Below are 19,977 nucleotides of genomic sequence, written 5' to 3'. Positions count from 1 at the left end.
TTCCCGCTCTCACGGACACATAACCGCTTTGTGTACATACATGTTTACAAGTGTCTTGACACTTATATTTACACATGCCTACAATAATCTCAAGAGTTTTTGAATGGAATTATTTTTAAGCAGGGAGGATTTGGAGTGATTTATCTGGACTATGCCGCTTCCACACCTATGTGTGGCGAAGCTTTAAATATGTATAACGTATTAAATAAGGAAATGTTCGGAAATGCCAGCAGCCTCCATGATGCGGGCGGTCAAGCAGCCTACACGCTAGATTACAGCAGGCAACGAATAGCAAATATGATTGGCGGGCAAAAGGAAGGCATCTATTTTACAACAGGGGGAACAGAATCCAATATGTTGATTGTGCAATCGATCCTGAACGGGTTGCCGCAGCATAAAAAGCATTGGATCATGAGCGCTTTGGAGCATCACTCGATGTACAATCTTGCTACTTTGCTGGAACGTCAGGGCTATGAACTGACCATTGTGCAACCGGATCGGGAAGGACGAATGTCTCGCGAAGCTCTTTTACCTCACCTGAGAGAAAACACCGGACTTGTCTCCGTACAACACGCCAATTCGGAAACGGGACTAGTTCAGGACCTTGCTGCCTTATCTCCCCTGCTACGCGAACGGGGTATTTTGCTGCACAGTGATGCGGTACAGACATTTGGGAATATTCTCGTAGATGTAGAAGCCATGGGAGTAGATGCACTCTCTGTATCGAGCCATAAAGTGTATGGCCCCAAAGGTGTCGGTGCTGCATATCTCAAACCCGGAACCCCGTGGCGTCCCGTGTACCCTGATACACTACATGAAAACGGATTTCGTCCTGGAACGGTTAATGTTCCCGGGATTGCAGCCTTTGTCGCGGCGGCAGAAATGATGACCGAACAGATGGAGTCGCATCAGGAGCAATATGTTACCCTGAGAAGACACTTTATTACGAAAATTCAGGAAAGATCCATTCCGTTACGTTGGGTCGTACAGGAAAGCGAGAATAAAGCTGTGCTTCATCATATAGTAGGATGTTTTTTTCACGGTTACGAGGGACAATATGTTATGCTGGAATGTAATCGCAGCGGTGTCTGTATATCAACTGGAAGCGCATGTGCTGCCGGACACCACGATCCTTCGCCTGCCTTACAGGCGCTTGGAGCATCCGGTCGTGAAGCGTTACAATTTATCCGTGTTTCTTTCGGAAGAACGACCACCATCGAGGAATTGAATGTATTGGTAGATATTTTGACAGACCTGACGCATCGAAAAGAAAGGAGCTTATCCCGTTGACTGAATCTTTAAAACGGTCAGGTACGGATCGCCGCGAACAGCTACTGTTGTGGCTCAAGAGCGAATCACCACTGACCGGGAGCGAACTGGCGCGCAGATCCTCCGTCTCCCGACAAGTAATTGTACAGGATATTTCCCTGTTAAAGGCAAGCCAAGAGCCTATCCTTGCAACGAGTCAAGGATACATTTATATGGAGCCTGCGAGTCAGGCAACTCCCTTAGCCTCACGTATTATTGTGTGTAAACATCGACCTGAACAGACAGAAGAGGAACTAAAGCTGATTGTGGACTACGGTGTAAGTGTGCAGGATGTTATTGTTGAGCATCCGGTATACGGGGATCTGACTGCTCCGATACGGGTTGGAACTCGCAAGGAAGTGGACGATTTTATCCGTAAAATCAGCTCCACCCAGGCCACTTATTTGTCCCAGCTGACGGGAGGCATCCACCTGCACACCTTGAATGCCTCGGATGAAGATAAAATTAATGATGCCTGCGCTGCATTGGAGCAAGCAGGCTTCCTAATGACGGACTAACTTAGTACGCTTAGCGGAGTAAAGAAAATCCTGTCCAGTGTATGTGGAGTGCAACTGTGCTCCACATGGACGGTATGTAAGCAGCGAGAAATAAAAAAATCCCGGCCCCCTCATATAAGGGAATCGGGAATGAACTATGTGAGCTTAATTTCAAGCAGCTCATATTTAATTACAGCCATGGGTGCATCCACATGAATGATACTGCCCACTTCTTTTCCCAAAAGTGCCTTGCCTAAAGGACTCTCATAGGAAATTTTGTTATCAAGAACATCCGCCTCAGCAGGACTTACAATTTTGTATTCCATCTTCTCCGAAAATTCGATGTCATTCAGAATGACAGTCGATCCGATACTAACGGTTCTAAGGTCTAAATTACTCTCGTCCACGACCCGGGCTTTGGTCAGCATCTTCTCCAATATGAGAATGCGGGTTTCCATAAACGCTTGATCGTCCTTGGCTGAGTGATACTCACTATTTTCTTTCAAATCACCGTAGCTGATAGCCAACTTAAGGCGTTCGGCTAGCTCCTTGCGTTTTACGGTCTTCAGTTCCTTAAGTTCATCCTCCAGCTTGGCCAATCCCTCTTTAGTTAACAATACTTCTTCATTCGACATATTTTATCTACAACTCCTATTTCAGCATTTTGCTTAATTCCAATTCAACGCTCAAAAATACAATAAACGAACTAAACCGTTTCGGTCTAATCATTGCTGATTGGAAACGCTCTTGGGATGTATGCAAATGCTCATTTGGCTTGCTTTATTGTAGTTTACTCTAAATCGGACCAACATGCGAAATAAATTACTGGATAATAGTAGCCAACTAACCTCAGCCAACGTGATTCTTATAGTAACCAATGCTCTCTTATTCGCATATCGTATGATCATAACGTATATTGATGAGCACATGCAGTGCCGCTGCCCTTGTCCCAAATTTCAGGAAACCAGACAGGAGCAGTATATGGCGGGAGGAAGATTCAATGGCTTCCTTAGGAAAGAATGGTAATGGCAATGGGAACGGGAATCACAAATCCAAATCTCCCCCCAACGGTCAAAAGAAAAATGGATTAAACAGTAATTCGGCTATCTTTTCCGCGCTTCAAGGGAAAAATGTGGAGGTCCTCGTGGCAGCCCTCCTACTAACAGGAAAACTAAACGTCGATTCCGTGACTTTATACAGACAAGCAACATTGTTTTTAGGACTCACAGGAAAATACAAGACACTAGCATCCACTCCATCCAATGTCGATAATATGGTGAAATTTTTAAATGATAACGGCAATATGACACTGGACCAGGTAATACAAGCCTTTTCACAGAAAATAAATAATTAACAAGTGGCGAAAGGAGACTTATGTGGTGAGTGAGTTTGATGGAGAATATTTTGCAGAGGTTGTCATTATTGTGATTCTAGTTGCCATGTTCTTCTATGGCTCCTCAGATATAGAGGGACTTTCCGCTTCGCCAACCCAATCCTAAAATGATAATTCCCGCTTCGTAAAAAATAAAAAAGCATCTATAGACTCTCACGAGGTCAATAGATGCTCTTACTTTTTAACGGCCCATCATTTCTACTTAATGGCCCTTTACTTCTACACTTATCGTTTGACTAGAAACTTCTCCTGAAGCATTGACTAACTCGGCCCGGTACTCATATGTACCCGGCTTTTGATTTTGGATGCTGGTGACTGCACTTTGGGCCTGCGGGCTTTGGCTTGGAATATCCTGGGCGTCGATCAGTTCTCCATTTTCATATAAGTTGTATTTTGTCGCATTCGTACCCCACCACATGTTCATTGTAAGGGTATAGGTGCCGTCACCGTCCCAATTGTCATGAGACAGCACTGGAATGCCAGGGGAAGCATCGGTCACTTCGACAGTTAATGGGTCGCTGGTCGTTTTACCAGAAGCGTTAATCAATTCTACAGTATACGTGTAGGTACCGTTGGTCTTACCTGTAACAGGAATGACTGCATGCTGTGCTCCAGGGGAAGCGGCTTGCAACGATTGGGTGCCAATCAGCTTGTCATTTTCATACAACTTGAGTTCATCACCATTCGTAGCCCACCACAGATTCATGGTAATATTGTAATTGCCATCCTTCAGCCCGGTGTCCTGTCCGTTATCATGCGACAGCACAGGTTTACCCGGCACTTCACCTACAGCAGTCTTTTCGACTCTAACAGTTACAGGATTGGATACGACCGTTTTACCATCCAAGGTAACACTGGCTGTAATCTCCGCGCTCCCCTCTTTTAGGGCCTTAAGTTCTCCATACGTATCCAGCGAAACGGATTCATGACTGCTGACATACTGAACAGAAGCGCGGTTTAAATCTGCTTCGCTGCCATCAGTCAGCGTACCCTTGAGATGTGTCACTGCCGTATCCCCAACGTTGAGGGTCGTTTGATCCAGTGAAAGCTCTACTTCTTGCAACTCTGCACCTGCCTGAGCTGAAAAATCATCCAGTCCACGCGGTTTCAACTGATAATTCCCTTTGAAAATCGCCGAAATTCCTTTTAGCTTCACGTGCTGTCCTTCTTGATATGGAAAAGTTGTCCGTGTTAAGCCTGTACGTGCATCGACACGCACATGGTGACTTACTTCACCTGATACTGCATCAAATTCAAACGAACCTACGGGAGTCGCGTCTATCACATTACGAATCATTGCCGTAGGAAGCTCAACCAACTGTCCTTGGTTCGCATCACTGAGTTGGGTGACTTGTACAGCTTCCGGAAGTTGTCCTTCTCCCGTTTTTTCAATTGCCACTGGATCGGTTAACTCTAGCTCACTATTAAACAGTGCCAAGCTTGCTGTAAGCTTTACTCGATCCCCTTGGTGAAAGCCGCTTTGGTTCTGATATACATAAATACCGCCACTTTCATCCTGCATGTAAAAGGCTTGACCACCGAATGCACCTGGTTCCGTCGTCACAACACCTTCTAAGGTCACGACTTTGCCAGCCGGGAGACTCCGTGCTTCTGCGACACTGATACGAGCTGGAACCGTATTGCCTTCCTCAGGCAACGGCTGGGCCGGGACATCAGCCAACACAACGGATTGAGTCAGCAGATTGCTGCCGTTTTGCCTCAGTCTAAGATTAGCTGAACCACTGGTTCCCGGCTTGATCCGCACCGTCAAGTCCTTATAGGCATGCCCTTTGCCGTTGGACTCCAGGCTAAATGTTCCGCTATAGCCGTAAGAGGTTGGCCAGCTTCCATCCGGATTTTGAATCTGGGCTACTTGATTGCCGCCCGCTACATAAATACCTGTGCTGAATCCGCTAATCGTACTATTGGGAGCCAGTTGGTCGGCAGTAACCCGAATTTGAAATGGCTGTGCATTGGGCAGCTGCTCTTGACGAACGATGCTGTACACTGGTTGCGCACTGGCTGTAGATCCGCCATAGGACCCCGCTTTGAACGTTCGCTGATCCCACCATTTGTAGCCAGCTGCGGGAGCGGACCAAGGCTCGGCTTGTGGTTCCGTGGAAGCCTGTGGCTCTTCAAAAGGCAGTAATGCCGTCGGCTGGTCCAGCTGTAAGCTTTTCACTTCCGTCAGGCTGGTATACTCCTCCTTCTTGGACAACCAGTCTACGATATTGACCAGTAACTCGGCGTCATCCTGCTCCTTAAAGCCGTCATACGTTGTCTTCTTGGTTCCTGTCTCTTCGCGCAAATATTTTGGAGTTGCATCTTCGACAGGAGACGAGTCCCCAATGAAAGCAGCTTTGCCTAGTCCTACTTTCGATACAGCTGCATAAGGTCCTTCCGGAATGCCGCCTCCGTTATACACGCCCTGATCTACCGCGTTGCCCCAAGCCTGATTGGTTTTAGGAAGATATATGATCCCCTTGGCTTTCGCTGGGTCGATAATCGCGAGTGTTGATCCTGCATGCATTGCCACATTGCTCACTCCAGCTGTAATGCCGAACGCCTGCGCTGGCTCGACAATCTGATTGGCCGTGATATCGCCTAATGCATTGTAGCGAAAGCGCACACCAAACTGGCTGCCCAGCCAATCTGAGCTGACTACGCCCTGCATTGCTGCCGAGCTTTTTTCTTCCGCACTCATTCCCTTCGCAGGGTCTTCCCATGCACCACGACGATAGCCATTAATGCTCTCCGATCCGTCCCAGCGATTCTTGTTGCGGTCCGCGTTATAATGATCTCCAATGAAAAAAATACTATTGCCTGCTTTTACATACTGCTCCATTGCAGCCTGTTCGCTCTGTTTAAAAGGAATATTCGGCTCTGCTGTAACAAATACATCATAATTCTTTAGATCATTGTAAGTAATGGGCGTAGATTGGCGAAGCTCGTGTACATCATAGCCATTGCTCGCGAGGGCTTGGCCGAAGTCTGAAAATCCACCATCAATCACCCAATCTGCTGCGCCAGCTGTCTGTCCATGAGTATTATCAAACAGCACTTTTTTACCAGCGTTCTCATTGACCACTTTCGCTGCAATGAAGGGGGCTGGGTCCGCCGGACCTTCTGCCCGTACCGGTTGCATGCTGCCCGCAACACCAGCATACAACGATAAAGTGAAAACCATAGCAGTTGCATATTTGAAGCTACGGGATGTAAAACGACGAAAGATTCCCATTCTTTCCCTCCTGTTTGTTGGTTTAAAGCCCTTCTGGGGGGCATCAGATACAAATTTTAGCATTCATTTATGTTCGAATATGCATTGTTTTGTAAATCTTTAGGAATAATGGATAGGAAGGAAATTCCAATAAAAGAGATACACTGTATGCAGCAATGTGAGCACCGCAAATAGGATTTTCCCGGCAGCCCGGGTTCTTCTTTCCCCTGTAATCAGCTTTGCGCCATTCACGATCAATACCCACACGGCAATGAGTGCTGAAATGAGTGGCAGTGTGCAAATTCCCCAGATATACCACGCGGAATAGCCATACACGATCTGATTGTTACCATAGACGACCTGCACTCCGAGAAAAATCGTGTTTAGTGACGCAATGAATGCAAGGTTGGACGAAATGTGATTATTCGTTTTACGGATAGCTTTGATCACATATCTTACGATCCAAATCAGCAAGGTTGTGATGAAAAATAAGGAGGCGGCTGCATAGCTGACAAGTAGAGTCCAGGTGCGGTGCCAAAGTGTCGTTTGCTTCATGGTTTTACTATCCGGGGCAACCATCATCCACGTACCGTTTTCCTGATACAGCAAAATTTTAAGCTGGCCCCCCTTTTCCACAAACAATCCATCGCCTGCTGCTTGAAAAACTTTGTCTGTTGCTTCATTCTCATTTGGGTATTTTCCTTTAACAATTAACGTATGATCATCTTGAATTCGCACGGTGTATGTAATGTTTCCCAGTATCCGAATCCATTTTCCCCACCCATGAACAGGATTAGAATCCACCTGATATACGCCCTCAATCTCTGGCGAAAGCTTCACTTGCGTGGTAGAACGAGCCAGTGACTGAGAAGCAGCCTGCGGATTTGCGGGCAGCATTTGGGCTATCGCATCGATGACTTTTCCATGAAGCAGAGTGTCCGTGTCAGCTGAATTAATGATCACAAAAATACCGATCTTTTGTGACGGAATCAGTACCATTTCGGAAATAAAATCATCAATTTCCCCGGTAGCCCACAGCATAGGTACTCCTGTCTCCAAATGACCACGAAAAAATCCGTAGCCCACGCCATCCAGGCGTGCATCGACTGCAAATTGCTGCGCATGCATCACTTTTACCGTATGTGGCTGGAGCACCACTTTGCCCTCATACTTGCCTTGGTTTAAATGAGTGATCAGGTAATGGGAAAACTCGTTGGGTGTGACGTTCAACGCTCCTGCTCCGGGTAGATTGATATACGACAAAGGCTGTTTCAAATACGCTCCATCCTTCCACTGATACGACTGGGCCTGTGCAGGATGATTTAACGGCAATTCCAGTGTCGCGCTGGGCATATTCATCGGCTGGAACAGATGTGTACGAAGGTAATCATTCAGTCCCTGACCGCTTACTTGCTCCACGATATTACCGATCAGACCGAAGGCGACATTACTGTATTCATACTGAATTCCAGGTTTGCGGATAGGTGGCTGATTTTGAAAATACGTGCTGAGATACTGTTCTGTGGGTAAAACGCCTGCCCGAGTCGAGCTGTTAATGTCGTACAGCGCTTCATCCAATCCTGAGGTATGTGTCAAAAGCTGATGCAAATTGAAAGGCTGATTCTGGTATTGCGTAGCTTTATAGCTGTGGAGATAGTTATTCACGTCTTCATTCAAATCAAGCTTGTTTTGCTCAACCAGCTGCATCGTGGCGCTTGCACTAAATGATTTGGTTAGAGAGCCGACACGAACAATGGTCTTTGCTGGATCGAATGCCATTTTCCGCTCCAGATCTGCATATCCGTAGCCTTTACTAAAAAGAATTTGGTTTCCCTGAGTCACGACGACCGCAGCCCCCGGAATATGCAATTTTTCCAATTTTGTAACCATGATATCGTCCACTTTTTTTTCCAATGAATTAGGTGTTATGCTGTCTATTGCCCATGCCGGAGCAATGAGCAGGTTCCAGAGAAACAACGCTGCTAAAAATGCGGATAGGTAGCAAATGCCTTTATTCTTCATATTGAAGTACCATCCTTACGTATGAAGTTGATTTAATGATTTGAACCGTGCGGTGATTGCATAGCGAGCAGATATTTATACTCCGTATGGAAGCCATCAGCATGGCGCTATGGAATCATCGCACTTCCCATCGCGGGAGTGCACATAATAAAGCGAATCCTGATCGAGTCGTGTAAGCAGAAGGCATCTTACCTGTCGATCAGGATTCATGTGTTACAGATTAAAAAATTAGTGATTCAGTTCTTAAAATCATCAACCGTAGATTTTCAAGATTTATGATGTGCTAAATCTTGTGTCATGTCTTTGTCCGTGTTCCGAGTTATCTTTTGTATTGCGGCACGGATACTTTTTACATTTTTCTCGATAAATCCGGGTTCCAGTAGTTCATAATGATTACCAATCAAGCTATGCTCTTCATAGCTACCTTGTGTAGCGTCTTTCCATAAAAGTCGATTATCTCCTGTACCCCTCACCGTTTCCGATCCAACGGCGACAAAGCCGTGAATATTCGCCTGAACGCTCTCTGTATTCACAAGCTGATTGCCATACACCGCGTAAGCGATCATTTTACGTTGGTACGTTTCATTCAACAGCTCACGGTAGGAGTCGGGAACCTGTTCCAGCATGTCATGAATTTCATGCTCTGTTTCTTCAGCTGTGAAGGGCAGGGCTTCCGCCCTTTTGACCGAATCGAGCATAAAAATATCGGATACGGTATGACCTTGACGTTCCAGTGTGTCAGCAACCTTATGCGCCAGATTACCACCTATGGAATAACCAAGCAGCACATACGGACCTTGCGCTTGCGTGCTGACGATCAAATCAACGTAACGTGCCAGCATGGCCTGCTCATCCGCAGCATCATCCACGAACTCCAATCCATACACGACTGCGTCCTGATCCAATTGTTTGGCCAGCTCCGCGAACGACAGCCCGTATCCAAGCATAGGAGGAAAGCAGAAGATGGAGATCGGACCGTGTTCATTCAACCGTATGATTGGACTATCGGCCTTGTATTCCAGATCCGCTTTCAATAATGTGAGCGCCTGCTCTTCTATAGTCGGGAAGTCCATAACACTTCGGATGGGGAGCTCAATGTCTGTGGCAAGGTGAACTTTGCGTATAAGCTCCAGTACTTTCAAGGAATGTCCACCCAACGTGAAAAAGTCATCATGGATACCCACTTGTGGAATTTCAAGCACTTCCTGCCAAATGGATGCCAGCAACTGCTCCACATCGGTTCGCGGGGCGACATATTCTATACCCGTGTGCAGCCCTTTGTCCGGCACAGGTAAAGCTTTGCGATCGATTTTGCCGTTTGTCGTCAGCGGAAGCCGATCCAGTTGTACAAATGCGGATGGAATCATATAGCTCGGCAGACTGGCCGACATCGCAGCTCGAATCTCACGGACGGTCAGCTGTTCATCGGCAGTGAAGTAAGCACATAATTGCTGTTGACCCGTTCCATCCCGCAAAGCGATAACGACGCTATCCCGCACGGACGGTACACTTGCCAGCCGCGCCTCCACTTCGCCCAGCTCAATCCGGTAACCGCGAATTTTAACCTGTTGATCAATCCGTCCGGCGTATTCCAATATGCCGTCTTCACGCCAGCGAACAAGATCTCCTGTACAGTACAGGCGATCTCCGTCCACCCACGGGTTAGCAAGAAATCTCTCAGCCGTCAGCTCAGAACGATTTAAATAACCACGTGCAACTCCGTCTCCGCCGACAACCAGCTCACCCCAGGCTCCGACCGGTTGCAGGTTAAATGACGAATCCACAACATACGCCGTCGAATTGCAGATGGGACGTCCGATCGGCACAGAATCCAGCTGTTCTTCCGTAATGTGATACGTCGTCGAAAAGGTTGTATTTTCCGTTGGTCCATAGCCGTTAATGATGTTCATGTCCGGATTATCACGCAGAACCCGGTTAATATGGGGTGCAGACAAAACATCACCACCAACCAGCAAATACTTCACATCGCCGAAAAGTTTACTATCCTGCTGTGAAAGCTGATTAAATAACGGTGTGGTCAGCCACATCATGGTGATGCTATGATCCCGTATCGTCTCTTTAAGCTTGGCCGCGTCCAATAGATCATCCTTATGCACAAGAACAAGCTGACCGCCGTTCAGCAGCGCGCCCCAAATTTCAAACGTAGATACATCAAATACAAACGCGCAAGTCTGCAGCATTCGAGTCGATTCATCAAATGGCACATAATCGGTATTGCGGACAAGGCGCACGACACTTTGATGCTCAACAACGACACCCTTAGGCTTACCTGTTGAGCCTGAGGTATAAATAACATAAGCAGCATGATTACCCGCTCCATCTATACCCAGATTGGAAGCATCTGCACTGTAGGACGTATCCTCATTCAGATTAACAATCTGTCCGTCAAAATAGCAACGATCCAGCAAATCTTGTTGAGCCAGCAGCAGTTTGGCTCCCGAGTCCTCCAGCATATAACGGATACGGTCCTCCGGATATTGTGGATCTACCGGCACATACGCGCCACCAGCCTTCAAAATAGCGAGTGTTCCCGTAATCATATCCAGCGAGCGCTCCGTCAAAATGCCAACAGGTTCATCGGGTTTCACCCCTGCATCACACAGCGTATGCGCTAATCGGTTGGCTGTCTCATTGAGCTCCCGGTAGGTCAATGATTGATGACCCAAAGCGACGGCAATATGATCCGGCGTACGCTCTGCCTGCTCCTCAAACAATTTTTGGATCGTGTGATTGCTTGGATATGCAGAGGCAGTGTTATTAAACTCTCCTGTAATTTGTTGTTTTTCCGCCGCTGTAACCAGTTCCAGCTCTTCTATGCAAACATTCGGGTTAAGCAAAACTTGCTCCAACAGATTCACAAAATGTCCATGCAGACGCTTAATGCCTGTTTGATCATAACTTAACGCATTATACATAAAACGAATCTTGATGCATTCTCCTGGCATAACGACTAAGCTCAGATCATAGTTAGTCTGCTCTGCAGCCACCACGTTGGAAATCGGGAATAGTTCCTGCCCGTCACTTCCCAGTTCTTCGACCTGCTCATCTACCGGATAATTTTCAAATACCATAATATGGTTAATTAAATCCTGTTTCTGATCGGTCAATGCCTGAATCTCAAACAGTGGATACGTATCATACGCATGAGAAGCCAGAGCCTGCTCCTGCGTTTTCTTCATAACTTCTGCAAAAGATTCCCCTGCCTCACTAAGGATGCGAACAGGAATGGTATTAATGAACAAGCCGATAATATCCTCTACCCCGATAATATCCGATGGACGGCCTGAGACGACACTGCCAAATACGACGTCACTGTGGTTGTTATATTTTTGCAGCACAATCCCCCAGACGGTTTGTAATAACGTATTCATGGTCACTTGATATCGCTTAGCCGTCTCCTCCACCCGGAGGGTCAACTCACGTTCCAAAACCGTCACCCAATCACTAGCCGTGTTGCCTCCACTCTTGCGACCGGATTTTACAGCTGGTAATGCTGTTTGCTGCTCATATCCGGATAAATAGCTGCTCCAGTAGTCGGTTGCCGCCTTGCGATCCTGTGCTTCGAGCCATCCAATAAAGCGGCTGTACGGCACTGCGGGTGCTAGCTCTGGTACTCTGCCCTCCTGAAGTGCTGCATAGCTTTCAAACACTTCTTTATTTATAAGGGACAGACACCAGCCGTCCATGACGATATGATGGAAGCTCCATACAAAATGATAGCTGTCTTCTCCGGTACGTAAAATCGCTACACGCAGCAGAACATCCCTACGCAGATCAAAGCCTCGTGCTTTATCTTGTAGCTTGAAATTTTTCACCCGGGTATCTATTTCATCCTTCTCCAGATGGTGTAAATCTTCATATTGAAAGCCGCAATCCTGATTTCGATACACCACCTGCAACGGTTCCGTATCTCTGCCAAAATAAAAATGTGTACGCAGCGCCTCATGTCGCCGAACCAGAATATTCAGGCTTTCTGCAAAAGCCCGAATGTCCATCTGACCTCGCATATCATAAGAAACCTGCTCAAAATACGCGTCATTCGCGGCTGCTTGACTATCTAGCTGGCTGTGAAACAGCATCCCTTTCTGCATCGGGGTCAGTGCATATACATTGTCGATCTCACCTGCAGCACCCATTTCAGATAAGAGGCTGTCCAAGCCCTCCACACTCATTCCTTTATAGGAAATATCACTTGGGGTAAGCTCCGGGTGTTCTTTATGGATGCAATGCACCAAAATTTCGCGCAGGCTCGATTCCAGTAATTTCGCCAATCGCTCGATCGTCTCCGGTCTATAGCTGGTACGGCTATAGCTAATCGTCAGACCCAGTTGACCTCCCGAAATGATGCCACCAAAATCCAGCGTATACGTTCGAGCCATGGTCGGGCTCAGCGGCATCCCACCCTCATATGAGGATGATTGCAAGTCGTTCCCTTTCATATCCTGATCGAACTGTCCCAAATAGTTAAAGCTGATTTCGGGGTCTGTCGTAAATAGGGCTGGAGATGCCTCCGGTGCCTGTGTCTGATGATCGGCTAAGTATTTCAGTACACCGTAGCCAATCCCTTTTTGCGGGATGCCGCGCAGTCCTTCCTTCACCCGCTTAATCCGTTGCGAAAGTGCCAGTTCTTCAGGCATATCGAGCAAAACAGGATATTGGCTTGTAAACCACCCTATCGTCCGGGTAATGTCCACCTCTGGTAAAATGGCTTCACGTCCATGTCCCTCCAGATTAATCAGGAACCGATCATTTCCACTCCATGCTTGCAATGCCATTCCTACCGCCGTTAGCAACAGGTCATTAATTTCTGTACGGTAGGCACGATTGGCCTGTTTGAGCAGCTGCTCTGTCTCTGCGTGTGTCCACAAAGCAGTAACCGATTCACTATCGCCAATCAATGGCTTTTCGTGCTCATTATACCCGTAATCCTGCGGCAAAGGAGTCCGTTCCGCTTGTGCAAGTTTCCCCCAATACGCTTGCTCACGTTCCATAGCTGGGCTGTTGGCATAAGCGTGCAGCTGCTCGGCCCATGTTTGGAACGAATCTGTTTTATGAGGCAGCTGAATCACCTGTTCACCCTTGGAAGCTTGATCATAGGCAGTCGCCAAATCCTCGAATAAAATGCGCCAAGATACCCCGTCCACCGCCAAATGATGAATCACGACCAGCAGATGATCTCCATCCGGGCAACGGAACAGCCCCAGTCTCATCAGCGGACCTTCACTTAGAGAAATACCAGATTGAATTTCATTGCACTTCGCTTCAATTATCTTCGCCAAATCTTGCTGGTTTACATCGCTGTCATTATAATCAAAGCACTCTAGATGGTACGGTTCGCCTTCCTCTACACTGCGGTTCCATGCTGTACATCCGTTCTCCGACAAACTAAAAACCATACGCAGTGCATCATGGTGCGATGTAATCTGATGGAGCGCCCGCCGTAGTGCCTGTTCGTCATAGCCTTCCTGACGATAGAGCATGACAGATTGGTTAAAATAGTGTGGTTCTCCCGTTGGCTGTTCAAAAAACCAGCGCTGAATCGGTGTAAGCACTACATTTCCTGTAACCTCGCCCTGCTCGGCTATTCGGTTAACAGGCTGAATATATGTGCTTAGTCCTGCAATTGTCGGGTATTTGAACAAGTCCTTCATTTCCAGCTTGTATCCAGCCTGAAATAAGCGGGACGATACTTGAATGGCCTTGATGGAGTCACCACCCAAATGGAAAAAGTTATCCTGTATTCCGACTTTCGGGATACCAAGAATGGCTCCCCAAGCTGTAGCCAGTGCCTGTTGGACATCCGTCTCGGGTGCCACATAGTCCATACCTGTATCGAGATTGTGCTCAGGTGCGGGCAGTGCCCTGCGGTCTACTTTGCCATTCAGCGTCAAAGGCAGTCTGGAGAGCTGCACAAAGTAGGACGGCACCATATAGCCAGGCAGATCCTGCGACAAAATGTTACGTAAGTCGCTGGCGCTCAGTTCGCTATCTGTTACAAAATAGGCACATAGCTGTTTTTGTCCGTGATCGTCCTGCCGCACGGTAACAACTGATTCCTTCACACCTGGAATCGTGGACAAACGGGTTTCAATTTCACCCAGTTCAATGCGGTAGCCGCGAATTTTGACCTGTTCATCCATTCTTCCCTTGTACTCCAGTACACCATCAGCACGCCAACGCACTAAGTCCCCTGTACGATAGCAATATTCTCCAGACCGGAATGGACTTTCAATAAATTTTTCCGCCGTAAGCTCGGGCCGATTCAGATATCCACGCCCAACACCATCACCACCGACGATCAGTTCCCCCCAGGCCCCGATAGGTTGCAGCTTCAACGAACGATTGACCACATAAGCGGTCGAGTGATCAATTGGACGTCCAATGGGAATAGCCTGGGTTTGCGGTTCTGTAATGTCATAGATGGTGGAAAAGGTGGTGTTCTCAGTCGGCCCATAAATATTGGCTAGGCGAAGCTGCGAGTACTCCTTCAACACACGATTGACGTGCGGTACAGACAACACATCACCACCCACGAGCAACTCCTTCAAGGACGCAAACACTCCGATTTCTTGCTGCGAATATTGATTGAATAAAGCCGTGGTCATGAACATCGTGTTAACACGATACTTGTCAATTGCCTGTTTGAGCTTGGAGGCATCCAGAATAGTGTCATGACTTACCACATACAGTTGTCCCCCGTTCAGCAGCGTTCCCCAGATTTCAAATGTGGAGGCATCGAACACAACTGCGCCCAATTGCAGCATACGTGTATTTTCATCAAGCGTGGCATAGCTTTTGTTTTTCACTAGGCGCACGACATTACGGTGCTCAATCATCACGCCCTTCGGCTTGCCTGTCGTACCAGAGGTGTAGATCACATACGCAAGATCCGAGGAAGATCCCCCTGTTGTAATCGGAAGTGTTCCATCCGTATGAGCGTCAAATTCAGATTTGGTACTCCATCGTTGTTCATCACTCAAATCGATGACCGGAATGCCTGGTTCAAAAGGCATCTGCTCACGTCGTTGTAACAGTAACAGCCCCGCACCGGAATCCTCCAGTAAATAACGGATACGCTCTTCAGGATAATCAGGATCAATGGGAACGTAAGCCCCTCCGACCTTCAAAATCGCCAGCATACCGACGACCATTTCAATGGAGCGTTCAGCCATAATTGCTACTCGCTGTGTCTCTGGCTCGGACCCGCGCCGTATCCCATGGGAAGCGAGAATGCGTGCCAGACGGTCGGCACGTTCATTCAGCTCACGGTAGGTAAGCTGCATGTCCGCAAAGGTGATGGCCAGCCGATCAGGTGATTGTGCTACCTGTTCCTCGAACAGCACATGCAGTGCTTGATCTCGTGGATACGGATAGTCTGCTACCGTATCATTGAATCTCTGCACAAGCAGCTCTTTTTCTTGGGCCGAAACCATTTCTATAGCCGAAAGAGCTATATCCGGCTGTTGAGTAACCGCATTGATAAGCTGCTGCAAATGTTCAGTCAGTCGTTCAATGGTTTCTCGTTTGTACAGCCGAGTTCCGTATTGAAGAGCACAGGAAATTTGTTCTCCATCCTCCACTGCGAACAGACTCAAATCAAATTTGGCCGTCGTTTGCTCACTTGGATAAGATGCCAATTGCAGCCCCGCCAGCTGCTGCTCTTTTTGCTCTATGTTTTGTAGTGCAAACATGGTATCAAATAACGGATTACGGCTTAAATCTCGATCCACGCCCAGCTTCTCCACTAGCTCTTCAAACGGATAATCCTGATGTTCAAAAGCCTTTAACGCGTTTTCCTTGACCTCCAACACATAATCGCGGAACGTTTTCCCGCCTTCTGGATAATTACGGATTGCCAGTGTATTCACGAACATCCCGATCAGACTGCCAAGATCCGCATGGGGCCGCCCTGCAATTGGCGAACCGACAATAATATCCTCCTGCCCGCTATAGTGGCTAAGCAAAGCCGAATAGGCTGCCAACAGCACCATATATAATGTCGATTCCGTCTGCACCGCAATGCTTTTTAAGCCTGCGCTTTGTCGTTGGTCAAGCGTAAATTCCAGCACATCTCCTTCAAAGCTTCTCACCGCTGGCCGTGGATAATCAGTCGGTAGATCAAGCACTGGTAGCTCTCCTGCGAAGGTATTGAGCCAGTAGTTTTCCTGTTCCCGGTAGCGTTCACTTTGCTGCTGCTTCTGTTGCCAAGCGGCGTAGTCTTTATACTGAATGCGTAACGAGGGCAGCGTGTCGCCTGCATATAAATGAATGAAGTCCTGAATTAGTACATTTATAGAGGTGCCGTCCGAAATGATATGATGCATATCCATGAGCAAAATATGATGCTCTGGGTCTGTTTCAACCAAACCAACTCGGAATAACGGAGCCTGCCCCAGATCGAATGGTTGGACAAAGTTACGTACCAGCTCATCCGTTTCCTTTGGGGTAGCTCCGTGAGCATTAGTCAATTCCATGCAAAAAGGAACCTCGTCATGTACTCGCTGGACAGGTTCACCGTTCATGGTCTCAAAACTTGTGCGCAATGTTTCATGACGGTCAATAAGCTGACGGAACGCGCTATCCAGTGCCTTGTGATTAAGTGAACCGGTCAGAGTCAGGACACCAGGTATGTTATAGCTAATTCCCGCTCCATCAAGCTGATTGAGGATATACATCCGTTTTTGAGCCGAAGAGACCGCATAAAATGGCTTATTCTCCGTAACAGGGATGGATTCATAAGTGGTTTGCTCCAGTGCTTCAATAACTTGCGCCAGCTGTTCAATGGTCGGATGCTGGAACAGATCCTTTAGCTGCACATTTCTATGCAATTCTTTATAGATGAGTGATATGACATGTGTCGCCCGCAGGGAATGTCCTCCTGCCTCAAAAAAGTTATCCTTAATGCCAATGCGCTCAAGCTCAAGCACATCTTTCCAGATGCTAGCCAGTTGTGCTTGTAATTGATTTTGAGGAGGTACATATTCTGCGCCTGAGCCTACACCTCCCTCTGGCTGTGGCAACGCTCGGCGATCCACCTTGCCGTTGGGCGTCAGTGGCAATTGCTCTAGCTGTACAAAATACGACGGTACCATGTAGCCCGGCAGCTCCTGACTCAAAGCGCTACGCAGCTCACTTGTCGCTACTTCCGCATGGGTGACCACATATGCGCAGAGCAGCTTTTGCCCCTGTTCATCTTCATGTGCAATTACAACAGCTTCTCGGACTGCCTCCAGCTTCAACAGCTGTGCTTCCACCTCGCCCAGCTCGATCCGGTAGCCCCGGATTTTTACCTGCGCGTCGATCCGTCCCTTATATTCCAGCGTCCCGTCCGCATTCCAACGCACCAGGTCCCCTGTTCGATAGCAGCGTTCGCCACCACGGAACGGGCTGTCAATGAACTTTTCGGTCGTCAGTTCTGGGCGGTTGCGGTATCCGCGAGCCACCCCGTCACCGCCGACAATCAGTTCCCCCCACGCTCCAACAGGCTGGAGCTGCATCGAACCGTCCACGACATATGCCGTCGAGTTATAGATCGGGCTACCAATGGGCACAGATCCCGATTGAACGCCAGTAATGGCTTGTGTGGTAGAAAAAGTCGTATTTTCCGTCGGACCGTAGCCGTTAATAATATGTAGATTCGGATGGGCCTCCAATACCCGATTAATATGCGGTACGGACAGCACATCACCACCGACCAATAGCTCCCGCATCCCCTCAAATAGTTCCAAGTCCTGCTGGGATAGCTGATTAAAGAGTGGTGCGGTCAGCCACATCGTGGTAATGCCGTGATTGCGGACAACTTCCTTGAGCTTGGGCGCGTCCAAAATAACATCCTGACTCACCAGCACCAGCTGTCCACCGTTCAATAGCGCCCCCCAAACTTCGAAGGTGGACGCGTCAAAGACAACAGACCCGGTCTGCAAAATGCGTGTGTCGGCATTCAAGCGTGCATAGTTTGTGTTTGTCACCAAACGCACGACATTACGGTGCTCCACCATAACCCCTTTGGGCTGGCCTGTAGTCCCTGAGGTGTACATAATATAGGCCAAGCGACCAGCTGCGCTCGCCTGTGGTTGTTCTTTAGCTGCATAAGTCTGCTGTATTTGTTCTGGTTCTGCTTGTTCTGATTGCGTAGCTTTTGGTTGCATGATTTCTGGTTGTATGGTTGTCGTAGAAGCAAGTTCGGGACTGGCGGAAATGGAGTAGAACGGATCTAGGCAGTCCACGTATCCCGAATCAGTATTCGTCCCGTGCTCATTCGACAAAATGGGATCGTAACGATCAGCATCATCCGTTCCATAAATTGCGGCATCGCTAAGGTCAAGCACCATTCCCTTAAAATCAGTGGGCCGATGTTCCATTCGCTGCACGAGCAGTATGTCCGCACCGGAATCCTTCAGCAAATAGCGTACACGCTCATCCGGGTAATCAGAATCAATGGGTACATACGCTCCACCTGCTTTGAGAATTCCGAGCATACCGACAATCATCTCAATCGAGCGTTCAGCTACAATGCCGACCGTCTGCTCGGTGCGGATTCCCTGCTTACGTAAAGAATGAGCCAGTCGGTTGGCCTTTTCATTCAATTCTGCATAGGTTAGGCTATCTTGCCCATACACTACCGCCACCTGCTGTGGTGTCTGCTTCGCCTGTTTCTCGAACAATTCATGAATAGACGCATGACGTGGATAATCCACATTTGTATCGTTGAAGGTATGGAGCAGCTGCTCTATTTCTTGCTCTGACAGCACTTGTGCTGTGGAAATCGCCAACTCTGGCTGCTGCAAAACAATAGTGTACAGCCGCAGAAGCTGCTCAACAAAGTGCTCAATCGTCGTCTCGCTATAACGGTCGCTACTATACTTTACGTTTAGGGAAACCGCTTCATGTTCCCATTGAAACTGGAAATCCAGTTCAGATTGTACGTGATCCAAAAAATCAGAAATATGAATATTTCGCAAGGATACTGTGGTGTGAATAAGAGGCTTTCCATCCTCATCACGTTGAATGTCAAGTAATTCAGAATAGTTCCAAAAAGGAATGTTTTGATGTTCAATAGCTTCGCCGACAGAGGTTTTGATTTGAGACAGCAAGGCTTTGAAGGTTGTGCTGGAATCCAGCGTATTTTTCAATAAAAGTAGATGGTTGATCGGCTTTGTAGCACCGTTGCTAGACTTGGCTACCGGAATGCCCAGCAGCACACGTTCCTCACCTGTGTATTTATGCAATAAGCTCTCTACTCCAGCAAGCAGGACCATAAACACGGCCCATGGAGCGCCACCTGTTATAGATGATATTCTTTGGGAAATTTCAGTTGGAAATGTGAGCGTGTACGTATGGGAATTTAAACTCGTTACAGTTGTACTTCTGGACACATGGTTAGTGTATGGTAGGCAGATGGTATGATCCTCAGATTCCAGTTTATGACTCCAGTAATTTTTTTCCTTCTCAAATAAGGCTTTCAATGACATCCCTCCTGCTTCTCGGGGCCTGTTCCCCGGTTGGATGGTGCTTTGTTA

7 protein-coding genes are annotated in these 19,977 nt (G+C 47.7%); 3 read left to right on the top strand and 4 right to left on the bottom strand.

Features of this window, described 5'->3' with window-relative positions:
* The first annotated feature begins 135 nt into the window (after nt 1–135).
* A complete protein-coding gene (locus ACYCS5_RS26295) occupies nt 136–1,290 on the top strand; it encodes an IscS subfamily cysteine desulfurase (protein ID WP_459760344.1) in 1,155 nt (384 codons plus the stop codon).
* The gene (locus tag ACYCS5_RS26290) at nt 1,287–1,826 is read left to right on the top strand and encodes a transcription repressor NadR (protein ID WP_039274627.1); all 540 of its coding nucleotides are present in this window, start codon (nt 1,287–1,289) and stop codon (nt 1,824–1,826) included. The genes ACYCS5_RS26295 and ACYCS5_RS26290 overlap by 4 nt, the downstream gene beginning before the upstream one ends.
* A 134-nt stretch (nt 1,827–1,960) precedes the next feature.
* Here ACYCS5_RS26290 and greA read toward each other — a convergent pair whose 3' ends face one another.
* A complete protein-coding gene (gene greA / locus ACYCS5_RS26285; RefSeq protein ID WP_013310174.1) occupies nt 1,961–2,440 on the bottom strand; it encodes a transcription elongation factor GreA in 480 nt (159 codons plus the stop codon).
* Nucleotides 2,441–2,805: 365 nt separating this feature from the next.
* On the opposite strand from greA, the gene ACYCS5_RS26280 reads away from it, so the two are divergent.
* Complete coding sequence (locus tag ACYCS5_RS26280) at nt 2,806–3,159, top strand: hypothetical protein (RefSeq protein ID WP_459760343.1); 354 nt, start codon at nt 2,806–2,808, stop codon at nt 3,157–3,159.
* 241 nt (nt 3,160–3,400) lie between these two features.
* Here the strand turns inward: ACYCS5_RS26280 and ACYCS5_RS26275 are convergent, their stop codons facing one another.
* The 3 genes from ACYCS5_RS26275 to ACYCS5_RS26265 all read right to left on the bottom strand — a co-directional run bounded on the left by ACYCS5_RS26275 (nt 3,401) and on the right by ACYCS5_RS26265 (nt 19,923).
* Nucleotides 3,401–6,436, bottom strand: coding sequence for an endonuclease (locus ACYCS5_RS26275; protein ID WP_459760342.1), 3,036 nt, complete (start codon nt 6,434–6,436; stop codon nt 3,401–3,403).
* Between the two features lie 99 nt (nt 6,437–6,535).
* On the bottom strand, nt 6,536–8,437 hold the full coding sequence (locus ACYCS5_RS26270; protein WP_459760341.1) for a serine hydrolase domain-containing protein: 1,902 nt from the start codon (nt 8,435–8,437) through the stop codon (nt 6,536–6,538).
* Nucleotides 8,438–8,703: 266 nt separating this feature from the next.
* Nucleotides 8,704–19,923 carry an amino acid adenylation domain-containing protein gene (locus ACYCS5_RS26265; protein ID WP_459760340.1) on the bottom strand — a complete coding sequence of 3,740 codons (11,220 nt, stop codon included), beginning with the start codon at nt 19,921–19,923 and terminating at the stop codon, nt 8,704–8,706.
* Between the last annotated feature and the right edge of the window lie 54 nt (nt 19,924–19,977).

This window comes from Paenibacillus sp. SEL3 (assembly GCF_054602585.1).
Note: the sequence above shows the minus strand (reverse complement) of the source record. Positions and strands in the feature narration are given on the sequence as shown.

What these genes read in the sequence shown, in the direction of transcription:
- greA (WP_013310174.1), bottom strand. Translation starts at nt 2,440, where the DNA reads ATGTCGAATGAAGAAGTATTGTTAACTAAAGAGGGATTGGCCAAGCTG.
- ACYCS5_RS26280 (WP_459760343.1), top strand. Translation starts at nt 2,806, where the DNA reads ATGGCTTCCTTAGGAAAGAATGGTAATGGCAATGGGAACGGGAATCAC.
- ACYCS5_RS26275 (WP_459760342.1), bottom strand. Translation starts at nt 6,436, where the DNA reads ATGGGAATCTTTCGTCGTTTTACATCCCGTAGCTTCAAATATGCAACT.
- ACYCS5_RS26270 (WP_459760341.1), bottom strand. Translation starts at nt 8,437, where the DNA reads ATGAAGAATAAAGGCATTTGCTACCTATCCGCATTTTTAGCAGCGTTG.